The sequence below is a fragment of the Streptomyces sp. NPDC006879 genome (assembly GCF_042869595.1).
Lineage (GTDB): Bacteria > Actinomycetota > Actinomycetes > Streptomycetales > Streptomycetaceae > Streptomyces.
This window is the reverse complement of record NZ_JBIAGC010000016.1, coordinates 15,450-27,247: the sequence shown is the minus strand read 5'-3', so window position 1 is coordinate 27,247 and position 11,798 is coordinate 15,450. Positions and strand designations below refer to the sequence as shown.

General features: G+C 69.5%; 10 protein-coding genes. 7 read left to right on the top strand and 3 right to left on the bottom strand.

Going from position 1 to position 11,798, the window contains the following annotated elements; translation table 11 throughout:
* Window positions 1–180: 180 nt before the first annotated feature.
* The 3 genes from pdhA to ACFYMC_RS15000 are packed head-to-tail and all read left to right on the top strand — an operon-like array spanning window position 181 to window position 3,792.
* Complete coding sequence (gene pdhA, locus ACFYMC_RS15010; RefSeq protein WP_388524195.1) at window positions 181–1,389, top strand: pyruvate dehydrogenase (acetyl-transferring) E1 component subunit alpha; 1,209 nt, start codon at window positions 181–183, stop codon at window positions 1,387–1,389.
* A gap of 2 nt (window positions 1,390–1,391) precedes the next feature.
* On the top strand, window positions 1,392–2,372 hold the full coding sequence (locus ACFYMC_RS15005) for an alpha-ketoacid dehydrogenase subunit beta (RefSeq protein WP_388524192.1): 981 nt from the start codon (window positions 1,392–1,394) through the stop codon (window positions 2,370–2,372).
* Window positions 2,373–2,391: 19 nt separating this feature from the next.
* Entirely contained in the window at window positions 2,392–3,792 is a 1,401-nt protein-coding gene (locus ACFYMC_RS15000; RefSeq protein ID WP_388524408.1) for a dihydrolipoamide acetyltransferase family protein, read from the top strand.
* A gap of 142 nt (window positions 3,793–3,934) precedes the next feature.
* Here ACFYMC_RS15000 and ACFYMC_RS14995 read toward each other — a convergent pair whose 3' ends face one another.
* Together ACFYMC_RS14995 and ACFYMC_RS14990 are read right to left on the bottom strand one after the other, a co-directional pair.
* On the bottom strand, window positions 3,935–4,861 hold the full coding sequence (locus tag ACFYMC_RS14995) for a D-alanyl-D-alanine carboxypeptidase family protein (RefSeq protein ID WP_388524189.1): 927 nt from the start codon (window positions 4,859–4,861) through the stop codon (window positions 3,935–3,937).
* A gap of 145 nt (window positions 4,862–5,006) precedes the next feature.
* Entirely contained in the window at window positions 5,007–5,969 is a 963-nt protein-coding gene (locus ACFYMC_RS14990) for a D-alanyl-D-alanine carboxypeptidase family protein (RefSeq protein WP_388524186.1), read from the bottom strand.
* Between the two features lie 219 nt (window positions 5,970–6,188).
* On the opposite strand from ACFYMC_RS14990, the gene ACFYMC_RS14985 reads away from it, so the two are divergent.
* Entirely contained in the window at window positions 6,189–6,821 is a 633-nt protein-coding gene (locus ACFYMC_RS14985) for a GntR family transcriptional regulator (RefSeq protein WP_388524183.1), read from the top strand.
* Window positions 6,818–8,230, top strand: a complete 1,413-nt coding sequence (locus ACFYMC_RS14980) for a nitrate/nitrite transporter (RefSeq protein ID WP_388524180.1) — start codon at window positions 6,818–6,820, stop codon at window positions 8,228–8,230. The genes ACFYMC_RS14985 and ACFYMC_RS14980 overlap by 4 nt, the downstream gene beginning before the upstream one ends.
* Here ACFYMC_RS14980 and ACFYMC_RS14975 read toward each other — a convergent pair.
* Window positions 8,166–8,990 (bottom strand): maleylpyruvate isomerase family mycothiol-dependent enzyme, encoded by an 825-nt coding sequence (locus ACFYMC_RS14975; protein ID WP_388524177.1) that lies wholly within the window; start codon window positions 8,988–8,990, stop codon window positions 8,166–8,168. The genes ACFYMC_RS14980 and ACFYMC_RS14975 overlap by 65 nt on opposite strands.
* A gap of 146 nt (window positions 8,991–9,136) precedes the next feature.
* On the opposite strand from ACFYMC_RS14975, the gene ACFYMC_RS14970 reads away from it, so the two are divergent.
* On the top strand, window positions 9,137–9,943 hold the full coding sequence (locus tag ACFYMC_RS14970) for a carbon-nitrogen family hydrolase (protein WP_388524174.1): 807 nt from the start codon (window positions 9,137–9,139) through the stop codon (window positions 9,941–9,943).
* A gap of 127 nt (window positions 9,944–10,070) precedes the next feature.
* Entirely contained in the window at window positions 10,071–11,765 is a 1,695-nt protein-coding gene (locus ACFYMC_RS14965; RefSeq protein ID WP_388524172.1) for an acetolactate synthase large subunit, read from the top strand.
* Window positions 11,766–11,798 lie beyond the last annotated feature (33 nt).

Here is an 11,798-nt window from a genome sequence, read left to right as displayed (position 1 = left end):
CAGGGTTTCACAGTTGTGCGGCCTACTGGGTAACGTGCTTCGCGCAGGGCAACTCGGCTGGGGCACCTGTCACGCCTGTCTCCCTTGCCGAGTCGCACCCACCCCGTGCGCGGGTACGGATACAGGCGAGCCGCACTGGTTTCCGGCCACCCCGGGAGCCGGACCGACGGAGGAGCACACGTGACCGTGGAGAGCACTGCCGCGCGCAAGCCGCGACGCAGCAGCGGCACCAAGCGAGCGGCGGGCGCTGCCGCGAAGAAGCAGCCCGCGACCGCGACTGCCGCCCAGAGCGCCGAGCCGCAGCTCGTACAGCTGTTGACACCCGAAGGGACCCGCGTCGAGGACGCCGTGTCCGCGGAATTCGCGCCCTACGTCGCGGACCTCACCGAGGAAGACCTGCGCGGGCTGTACCGCGACATGGTCCTCACCCGCCGGTTCGACGGCGAGGCGACGTCGCTCCAGCGGCAGGGCGAGCTGGGCCTGTGGGCCTCGTTGCTCGGCCAGGAAGCCGCCCAGATCGGCTCCGGTCGGGCGCTGCGCGACGACGACTACGTCTTCCCGACCTACCGGGAGCACGGCGTGGCCTGGTGCCGTGGCGTCGACCCGACCAACCTGTTGGGCATGTTCCGCGGCGTGAACCACGGCGGCTGGGACCCCAACACCAACAACTTCCACCTGTACACGATCGTCATCGGCTCGCAGACGCTGCACGCGACCGGCTATGCCATGGGCGTCACCAAGGACGGCGCGGACTCCGCGGTCATCGCCTACTTCGGTGACGGTGCCTCCAGCCAGGGCGACGTGGCCGAGTCGTTCACCTTCTCGGCCGTCTACAACGCCCCGGTCGTGTTCTTCTGCCAGAACAACCAGTGGGCCATCTCCGAGCCCACCGAGCGCCAGACCCGGGTGCCGCTCTACCAGCGCGCCCAGGGCTTCGGCTTCCCCGGTGTCCGGGTGGACGGCAATGACGTGCTGGCCTGCCTGGCGGTGACCCGCTGGGCGCTGGAGCGGGCCCGCAGCGGCGAAGGACCCACCCTGGTGGAGGCCTTCACCTACCGCATGGGCGCCCACACCACCTCGGACGACCCGACGAAGTACCGGCGGGACGAGGAGCGTGAGGCCTGGGAGGCCAAGGACCCGATCCTGCGGCTCAAGGCCCACCTCCTCGCCTCGGGCGCCGCTGACGAGGCGTTCTTCGAGTCCCTGGAGTCCGAGAGCGAGGCCCTCGGCAAGCGGGTCCGCGAGGTCGTGCGGGCCATGCCCGACCCGGACACCATGGCGATCTTCGAGAACGTCTACGCGGACGGGCACGCGCTGGTCGACGAGGAGCGTGCGCAGTTCGCTGAATACCTGGCGTCCTTCGCCGACGCGTCCGAGGAGGGCAAGTAGCCATGGCCGTGGAAAAGATGTCGATCGCGAAGGCGCTCAACGAGTCGCTGCGCAAGGCTCTGGAGACCGACCCCAAGGTCCTCATCATGGGCGAGGACGTGGGCAAGCTCGGCGGAGTCTTCCGCATCACCGACGGGCTCCAGAAGGACTTCGGTGAGGAGCGGGTCATCGACACCCCGCTCGCCGAGTCGGGCATCATCGGCACCGCGATCGGCCTGGCCCTGCGCGGGTACCGGCCCGTGGCAGAGATCCAGTTCGACGGTTTCGTCTTCCCCGCGTACGACCAGATCGTCACGCAGCTCGCGAAGATGCACGCCCGCGCGCTGGGCAAGATCAAGCTTCCCATCGTGATCCGCATCCCCTATGCGGGCGGCATCGGCGCGGTGGAGCACCACAGCGAGTCGCCCGAGGCGCTCTTCGCGCACGTGGCCGGCCTGAAGGTGGTCTCTCCCTCGAACGCCTCGGACGCCTACTGGATGCTCCAGCAGGCCATCCTGAGCGACGACCCGGTGATCTTCTTCGAGCCCAAGCGTCGGTACTGGGACAAGGCCGAGGTCGACACCGAGGGCATTCCGGCGCCGCTGCACCGTGCGCAGGTGGCGCTCGCAGGCTCTGATCTGACTCTGGCCGCCTACGGCCCCATGGTGAAGGTCGCTCTGGAGGCCGCGGCTGCCGCCGCGGAGGAGGGCAAGTCGGTGGAGGTCGTCGACCTGCGCTCGCTCTCGCCGATCGACTTCGACACCTTGCAGACCTCGGTGGAGAAGACCGGGCGCCTGGTCGTCGTCCACGAGGCACCGGTCTTCCTCGGCACGGGCGCGGAGATCGCCGCTCGCATCACGGAGCGGTGCTTCTACCACCTGGAGGCCCCGGTGTTGCGCGTCGGCGGTTTCCACGCCCCCTACCCGCCGGCGCGACTTGAGGACGAGTACCTGCCCGGCCTGGATCGCGTGCTCGACGCCGTCGACCGCTCGCTGGCGTACTGAGGAAAGGTCCGTGACCACGATGACGAGCACCGCGAGCGGTACGGTCCGCGAATTCAAGATGCCGGACGTGGGCGAAGGCCTCACCGAGGCCGAGATCCTCAAGTGGTACGTCCAGCCGGGTGACACCGTCACCGACGGCCAGGTCGTCTGCGAGGTCGAGACGGCGAAGGCGGCCGTGGAACTGCCCATCCCCTTCGACGGAGTCGTGCACGAGTTGCGCTTCCCCGAGGGCACCACGGTGGACGTGGGGCAGGTGATCATCGCGGTGGAGACCGGTTCGGGTGGTTCCGCACCGGCGCCCGCCGCCGTGCCCACGCCCGCCGCCGCGCCCACCCCTGCCGCTACTGAGGAGGCGCCGGCCCGTCAGCCGGTCCTGGTCGGCTACGGGGTGTCCCAGGGCTCCACCAAGCGGCGCCCCCGCAAGGCAACCGCCGCGCCGGCGGCCCCGCTGAACGGCCACGGTGAGGCCCCGGCCGCCCCGGCCGCCCCGGTCGCGGCCACCGTGCCGGCCCAGGGTTCCCGCCCGCTGGCCAAGCCGCCGGTCCGCAAGCTGGCCAAGGACCTGGGGATCGACCTGGCGACGGTGACCCCCACCGGTCCCGACGGGATCATCACGCGGGAGGACGTCCACGCTGCTGCGGCTCCCGCACCGGTGGCCCCCGCGCCGGTCCTGGCCGCCCCGGCCGTCGAGGCCCTGCCCGCCCCCGTGCCGGCGGGTGACCGGGAGACCCGCATCCCGGTCAAGGGCGTACGCAAGGTGACGGCCCAGGCGATGGTCGGGTCCGCCTTCACCGCCCCGCACGTCACCGAGTTCATCACCCTCGACGTGACGCGGACCATGAAGCTGGTCGCGGACCTGAAGGCGGACCCCGACATGGCGGGGCTGCGCGTCAACCCGCTGCTGCTCATCGCCAAGGCGGTCCTGATCGCGGTCCGCCGCAATCCGGAGGTCAACGCCTCCTGGGACGAGGCGAACCAGGAGATCGTGCTCAAGCACTACGTCAACCTGGGGATCGCCGCAGCCACCCCGCGCGGTCTCATCGTGCCGAACATCAAGGACGCGCACCTCAAGACCCTGCCGGAGCTCTCGGGCTCGTTGTCCGACCTGGTGGCCACGGCCCGTGAGGGCAAGACCTCACCGGCGGACATGCAGGGCGGCACCCTCACCATCACCAACGTGGGTGTCTTCGGCGTCGACACCGGTACGCCCATCATCAACCCGGGTGAGTCGGCGATCCTCGCGGTCGGCGCCATCAAGGCGCAGCCGTGGGTCCACAAGGGGAAGGTGAAGCCGCGTCAGGTCACCACCTTGGCGCTGTCCTTCGACCACCGTCTGATCGACGGCGAGTTGGGCTCGAAGTTCCTCGCGGACATCGCAGCCGTGCTGGAGCACCCCAGGCGCCTGATCACCTGGTCCTGACGGACCGCGGCGCCCGGCCCGGCCGCCGGTGCCCGTCCGAGGTCCCCCGCCGGTTCAAGGCGGGGGACCTCTGTGCGTCCGGTGCACAGGCCGGCGGTATTCGGATCGGCCGCCGTCCACACGGCGCGGGCGGCGGCCCGGGTCAGTCCCGGTTCGCTCCCGGCGGCAGCAGCCGGAGGTTCAGTTCCTCGCCGGGGCGTTGCCCGAACCCGTAGTCCAAGAGCTTCTTGGCGTCGGCGTACCTGCCGGTGGACGTGGCCGAGCCGAGGAGCACACCGGTGATGGTCTTGCCGTCGCGGGTGGCGGCGAAGACCAGGCAGGGGCCCGCCTTGGTGCCGGTGCCCGTCTTGACGCCGATGGCGCCGGTGTAGGAGCCCAGCAGACGGTTGGTGTTCTTCCAGGTGTACCAGCGGGTGTGGCCGTTGGCGGCTGTCGCGGTGGTCTTGGTCTCGACCGCCCCTACCATGTCCCGGAAGGTCCGGTCGGCCATGGCGTAGCGGGTGAGCTTCGCGAGGTCGCGGGGGGTGGTGTAGTTCTGGCCCTTGGCGGAGATGCCGTCGAAGGAGTCGTACTTGGTGTTGGTGAGGCCGAGGGAGCGGGCCTTGGCGTTCATCTTCTTGATGAAGTCGGCTTTGCGCGCGGTCCTGGTGGAGCCCTTGCCGAAGGTGTCGGCGAGGGCGTAGGCGGCGTCGCAGCCGGAGGGGGCCATCATGGCGCCCAGCACGCCCCTGACGGTGAGTTTGTCGCCGACGTAGAGGTAGGCGCTGGAGCCGCCGACGCGCTGGACGTAGTCGGGGTAGGCCTTGCTGACGGTGACCTTGCGGTTCAGGTCGAGGTTCTTGGTGGAGAGCACGACCGCGGCCGTCATGATCTTCGTGGTGCTCGCCATTTCGCGGCGGGTGTCGGCCGACTTCTCGAACAGCGTGGTGCGGCCGTCGCGGTCCGACAGGAACGCGCCCCGGGCGCTGATCTCAGGGGGCTCGGCGGGGGCTGCGGAGGCCAGCGGTGTGGAGACGAACAGCAGGGCGGCGGCCAGGACGGTGGCGCGGCGCGAGAGGCTGAGATTCAAGGAACAACACCCCAGTGGTTTGAAATGCCCTGACGACAAAGGTCCTTCTGGGGGAACGACCGGGGCGGCTCCGGGGTCATGGGAAGGGGGCCGTGGGAGCGCTCGGCGCGCCCACGGCCCCCTTCGGTGCCACTGCTTCAGTGCGTCAGTCGAGCACGTCCGCGATCGGCTTGGCAGCGGTACGGCTGCTCAACCCGGTCGACTTGCTGGGGCTGCCGAGGTAGCGGTCCATCAGCTTCATGGAGTCGGTGTAGCGCTCCTCGTCGTTCAGCAGGACGCCGATGACGGTCTTGCCGTTGCGGGTGGCGGCGAAGACCAGGCACTTGCCTGCCTTGGTGCCGGTGCCGGTCTTGACGCCGATGGCGCCCGGGTAGGCGTAGCCACCGGGCTTGGGGCGGACCAGCAGGTTGGTGTTGTTCCAGGTGTACCAGCGGGTGCGGCCGTTGGCGGCCGTCGCGGTGGCCTTGCCCTGGGGCGCCTTGACGATGCTGCGGAAGACGGACTTCTTCATGGCGTAGCGGGTGAGCTTCGCGAGGTCGCGGGGGGTGGTGTAGTTCTGGCCCTTGGCGGAGATGCCGTCGAAGGAGTCGTACTTGGTGTTGGTGAGGCCGAGGGAGCGGGCCTTGGCGTTCATCTTCTTGATGAAGTCGGCTTTGCGCGCGGTCCTGGTGGAGCCCTTGCCGAAGGTGTCGGCGAGGGCGTAGGCGGCGTCGCAGCCGGAGGGGGCCATCATGGCGTTGAGCATGCCCCTGACGGTGAGTTTGTCGCCGACGTAGAGGTAGGCGCTGGAGCCGCCGACGCGCTGGACGTAGTCGGGGTAGGCCTTTTTGACGGTGACCTTGCGGTTCAGGTCGAGGTTCTTGGTGGAGAGCACGACCGCGGCCGTCATGATCTTCGTGGTGCTCGCCATTTCGCGGCGGTAGTTCGAGGACTTGCTGTAAAGCGTCTTGCCAGTACCGGAGTCGAGCAGGAAGGCGCCCTTGGCGGAGACGGTGGGCGAGGCCGCCTGGGCGGGTACCACCATGGGCGTCGCGGCAAGCAGGGCGCCGGTGATGACGGCGACGGCGCCGCCGTTGCGGAGCCGGCGGCGCGTGAGGCTGAGTATCAAGAAACACCCCGAGTGTAGAAGTGCGGAATTGGTCGGAAACTGCACTTTTTGGAATGGTTTTTAGCTGCGAAGAGCCTTTTATATAAGACACTTTCTTGGGGGTGGGGGGATGCACGACATCGATGTGATCCGGGTCACCTTGACTCGACCGCGAGGATGCTCGGGTCCGGATGGTGGACGGGACCGCTGATGCGTCTGTGTTGTATCTATCCTGTGCGCATGCTCACCGCCGCCGACCGCGTCTACCACCACGTCAAACAAGGCGTACTCGAACGCCACTTCGAAGGCGGCGCCCTCCTCACCGAGGGCGAACTCGCACTCGCCGTAGGCGTTTCCCGGACTCCCGTGCGGGAAGCCCTGCTCAAACTGGAGGTCGAGGGGCTGATCCGGCTCTACCCCAAGAAGGGCGCACTCGTCCTCGCGGTCTCCGCCCAGGAGATCACCGACGTGGTGGAAACCCGGCTGCTGGTCGAGGAGTTCACCGTGCGCAAGGCCGTACCCGCACCGGCGACCCTCATCGACCGTCTCGAAGAACTGCTGGAGCAACAACGTAGGCACGCGGCGGGCGGCGACCTGACCGAAGTGGCCGCCGCCGACCGCTGCTTCCACGCTGAGATCGTCCGGCACGCCGGGAACCAGATCCTCTCCCGCCTCTATGACCAACTACGCGACCGGCAACTGCGGATGGGCGTGGCCGTGATGCACTCCCAGCCCGACCGCATCGCCAAGAACATCGCCGAACACTCCGAGATCCTCAACGCGATCCGGGCCGGGGACGGCGAACTCGCCGCAGCCCACGTGCGCGAGCACCTGGGCTGGGTCAAGGTCCTGGTCCGGGGTGAAGGGCGGTGACCGGGCCTCGGCTGCCGGGTGGGGAGCACCGCGGCAGTGAACCGACGGCTGCCGAACCCCTCGGAGGCCGGCGCGCCGTCGCCATCTGGTCGATCGGCGTCTCGGTGTACTTCGTCGCCGTCATCTTCCGCACCAGCCTCGGCGTCGCCGGGCTGGAGGCCGTGGACCGCTTCCACGTCAATGCCTCCGCGCTCTCCACCTTCTCCATCCTGCAACTCCTCGTCTACGCCGGCATGCAGATACCCGTTGGCCTCCTCGTCGACCGGCTCGGCACCAAGAGGGTGCTGACCATCGGCTTGCTGCTGTTCACGGCGGGCCAGCTCGGTTTCGCCCTCTCCCCGACCTACCCGATGGCACTCGCCGCCCGTGCCCTCCTCGGTTGCGGTGACGCCATGACCTTCATCAGCGTGCTCCGCCTCAGCGGACGCTGGTTCCCGACCCGGCGCGCCCCCCTGATGGCTCAACTGGCCGGACTGACCGGCATGGCGGGCAACCTCGTCTCCACCGTGCTGCTCTCCCGGGTCCTGCACGCCTTCGGCTGGACCGCCGCCTTCGCTGGCAGCGCGCTCGCCGGGCTGTTGGTGCTGGTGCCGGTGCTGCTCTACCTGCGCGACCAACCGCGCGGGCACGAGCCGGCCCCGAGGCCGTCCGGCGACCGGAGCTTCGTCCGCCGCCAGATCCAGGAGTCCTGGCGGGAACCGGGCACCAGACTGGGCCTGTGGGTGCACTTCACCACCCAGTTCCCCGCGATGGTCTTCCTCCTGCTGTGGGGCATGCCCTTCCTGGTACAGGCCCAGGGGCTGCCCCGTGCGACAGCGGGCGGACTCCTGACCCTGGTCGTCGCCTCGAACATGGTCCTCGGCCTTGCCTACGGGCAGATCATCGCCAGCCGCCGGGCGGCTCGGGCACCCCTGGCGCTCGGCACCGTCGCCGTGACGGCCGTCCTCTGGGCGGTCGTGGTCTGCTACCCGGGGGGCCGGGCGCCGATGTGGCTGCTGATCACCCTCTGCACCGTCCTGGGCGCCTGCGGACCCGCCTCAATGATCGGTTTCGACTTCGCCCGCCCGGCGAACCCGCCCGAGCGGCAGGGCACCGCGTCCGGCATCACCAACATGGGTGGCTTCGTCGCCTCCATGACCACCCTGTTCGCCGTCGGACTGCTCCTCGACGCCACTGGGGACGACTACCGGATCGCCTTCGCTTCCGTCCACGTCCTCCAGGTCCTCGGGCTGACCCAGATCCTCCGGCTGAGCGGGGCCGCACACCGCAGGGAACGAGAGCGGGCCGCGGCAGCCGCACCGGTGCACTCCGTGACCGCGGCACCGGGCCAGCCGGGCGAACCGCTCACGGCGCCAGCACGAACTCCCGCAGGATCGCGTCCGCCAGCCCCCGGTCCCCCTCGACCTTGATCCGGTCGGCCACCGCCGGCGCCTTCACCCGGCCACAGGCCAGCCGTACGTACGTCTCCCAGTCCGTCGCCAGGGTCACCGCGGGTCCCAACGAGGGGGCACCGTCGATGCTGCCGCGGCCCGAGGCGTCCACTCGGACGGTCCGCAGGAACTCGATCGGGCCGTGCACGTCCACCACCACCGCCGAATGAGGGGGAGCACTCGCCCGCCGGGCGACCACCTGCGGGAGTTGGGACAGCAGCAGGTCCCGGGTCACATGGGCGCCGGGCGAGTCGAGGTTGCCCGGCCGGCCGAGGGCGAACCGGAGGTCCTGCTCGTGCACCCACACATCGAAGACACGCATCCGCAGCGCCCGCTCCAGAGTGACCTCCTTCCCCAACGGCCCTCGGACCAGGGCGTCCGGGCTGCGCTTCTCGTTGCGCAGCTGCCGGCAGCGCCGGATGATCGTGTATTCGAGCTCGGAGGTCATCTCGGGCGCGGTGTGGTGGCGCCGGACGTCGACCTGGACCTCCATGTACCGGGAGAACTCGTCGACCACATGACGCAGATCGCGCGGCAGCGTGTGGATGGGCCGGGGATCGCCGAGCATTTCGCATTCGATGCCGATGACGTGCGAGACCATGTCCCGCACCGACCAGCCGGGGCAGGGCGTGGCACGGTTCCACTCGCCTTCTGCCAGTGGCTGGACGAGTTCGGATATCGCTTCGATCGAGTGGGTCCAGGCGTCGATGTAGGGCTGAAGGCTGGGATGGACGGTCACGGGACCCCTCGTGCTGTTCAGTGGCCTGTTCGGATCGAATGCGAGACTTGGGCTTCAAGTTACGCCGCTGGGCCCAAACCCGGCAGTGCTTTCGTGTGACGATCGTAGGCCGGAGTTGACATCTCATCGGCCGGGACGGTGGTACTGTGCGCGCCTCTTTGCTTCAGATCGCAGTAAATGATGACGAACCGATCAGCGTGCGACGCGAACGAGTCGCCGAACTCGTCCGGTCCCAGCGCGGGGCCGCCGATCTCGTCGTCCTACCCGAACTGTGGCCGGTCGGCGCCTTCGCCTACGAGCAGTTCGCCGCAGAGGCCGAGCCGCTCGACGGCCCCACCTACGAGGCGATGTCGAAGGCGGCACGGGACACCGGAGTGTGGCTGCACGCCGGTTCCCTGGTGGAGCGGGACCCAGAGGGCCCGCTCTACAACACCTCCCTCGTCTTCGCCCCCGACGGCGAACTCGTCCGCAGCTACCGCAAGATCCACCGCTTCGGCTTCGACCAGGGCGAAGCCGTCCTGATGGGCGCCGGCGGCGAACTGGCCACCGTACGGCTGCCGGACACCGTGCTGGGCCTCGCCACCTGCTACGACCTCCGGTTCCCGGAACTGTTCCGGGGCCTGGTGGACCTCGGCGCCGAAACCCTGGTCATCCCCGCCGGCTGGCCCGAGCGCCGCCGAGCACACTGGACCCTGCTCGCACGGGCCCGCGCCGTGGAGAACCAGGCCTACGTACTGGCCTGCTCCACCGCCGGCACCCACGCCGGCGTCGAACAGTCCGGGCACAGCCTGGTGGTCGACCCCTGGGGCGAGGTCCTGGCGCAGGCCGGCCCCGACGAGCAGGTCCTCACGGTGGAAATCGACCCGGCGAAGGTCGCGCAGACCCGCGAACAGTTCCCCGTCCTCAGGGACCGCGTGCTCCCGGTGGCCGCGCCCAAGCACCGCAGCACCTGAGCGGGGCGTCCCACGGTCTCCGGGCGCTGCCCGGAGACCGGCCCGCGCCTGGTGCCCCGCGTGGGCCGTCACCCGGCCAGGGGCCGCCGTGTGGCCGTTCCGCCGCGGCCTCCCTAGGTTCGAGGGCATGGACACCCACTCCACCGCCGGCCCGCGAGGCTCCGAGACCAGCACGGACGAGGTCTCCCACGTACTGGTTCGCTGCCTGGAGGCGGAGGGGGTGGAGTACGTCTTCGGGATCCCAGGGGAGGAGAACATCCACTTCGTCGACGCCCTGCGGAACTCCTCGATCCGCTACGTGCTGGTCCGGCACGAGCAGGCAGCCTCGTTCATGGCGGAGATCTACGGGCGGCTGACCGGCCGGGCGGGCGTGTGCTCGGCCACACTGGGCCCCGGCGCGATCAACCTGCTGCTGGGGACGGCGGACGCCACGACCAACAGCGCTCCGCTGGTGGCCCTGTCCGCGCAAGGCGCGCTGAACCGGGTCCACAAGGAATCCCACCAGGTCGTCGACCTGGTGTCGATGTTCGCACCGGTCACCCAGTGGGCGGCACGGGTCCAGGTCCCCGACGCGGTGCCCGAGATGGTGCGCAAGGCGTTCAAGACAGCCGAGGGTGAGCGCCCCGGAGCCGTCTTCCTGGCCGTACCCGAGGACATCGAAGCCTTGCGGTGCAGCAGTTCACCACAGCCGCTCCCGATCGCCACCGTGCACGCGGACGCGCCCTCAGCTTCTCAGATCGCGCGGGCGGCACAGGTCCTCGCCACGGCACGCCGGCCGGTGGTCCTCGCCGGACACGGCGCCGCCCGGGGTAGGGCCTCAGAGGCCCTGGTGCGGTTCGCCGAACGACTGAACGTGCCGGTGGCGACGACCTTCCACGGCAAGGGCGTCTTCCCCGACGACCACCCCAACGCGCTCGGGGCGGTCGGATTCATGCGCCACGACTATTCCAACTTCGGCTTCGACCGTGCGGACGTCGTCGTCTGCGTCGGCTACGAAGTGCAGGAGTTCGACCCGGTGAAGATCAACCCCGAGGGCGACAAGCGCATCCTGCACCTGCACCGCTTCCCCGCCGAGGTGGACGCGCACTACAGCGTCACGGTCGGCGTGGAGGGAGACATCTCCCAGGCACTGGACGCCCTCGCCGAAGCCGTACCGAGCGCGTCCGAAGACGCCGCCCGCACCGGAGCCACCATCCAGACCCTGCTCGCCGAGGAACTCGAACGCGGCCGGAACAGCGATGCGTTCCCCGTACTGCCCCAGCGTGTGGTCGCTGACGTGCGCACCGTGCTGGGCCGTGGCGACATCGTGCTCGCCGACACCGGGGCCGGGAAGATGTGGATGGCCCGCCTCTACCCGACGTACGAGCCCAACACCTGCCTGCTCTCCAACGGCCTGTCCACGATGGGCTTCGCGCTGCCCGGTGCGATCGCCGCCAAGCTGGCCCACCCGGAGCGACGCGTGTTGGCCGTGATGGGCGACGGCGCCTTCATGATGAACTCCCAGGAACTGGAGACCGCGGTACGCGAACAGGTTCCACTGGTGGTGCTCGTGCTGGTCGACCAGGAGTACGGACTGATCACCTGGAAGATGGACCTGGAGCTCGGCCGCCACAGCCACACCCGTTTCACCAACCCGGACTTCGTCGCGTACGCCGAGAGCTTCGGGGCGCGCGGCCAACGCATCACCTCGCCTGAGGAACTGCGGCCCGCTCTGGAGCGTGCGTTCGAAGTGGGCGGCGTGAGCGTGATCGCGTGCCCCGTCGACTACTCCGAGAACCTGCGGTTGACCGACCGGCTCGGTGCCCTCCACGACCCCTTCTGATTCCGTTCGATCCCGGATCGCTCCACGGACGTG

Excerpts from the sequence above, each read along its gene's own strand:
- ACFYMC_RS15005 (WP_388524192.1), top strand. The coding sequence starts at position 1,392 with ATGGCCGTGGAAAAGATGTCGATCGCGAAGGCGCTCAACGAGTCGCTG.
- ACFYMC_RS15000 (WP_388524408.1), top strand. The coding sequence starts at position 2,392 with ATGACGAGCACCGCGAGCGGTACGGTCCGCGAATTCAAGATGCCGGAC.
- ACFYMC_RS14985 (WP_388524183.1), top strand. The coding sequence starts at position 6,189 with ATGCTCACCGCCGCCGACCGCGTCTACCACCACGTCAAACAAGGCGTA.
- ACFYMC_RS14965 (WP_388524172.1), top strand. The coding sequence starts at position 10,071 with ATGGACACCCACTCCACCGCCGGCCCGCGAGGCTCCGAGACCAGCACG.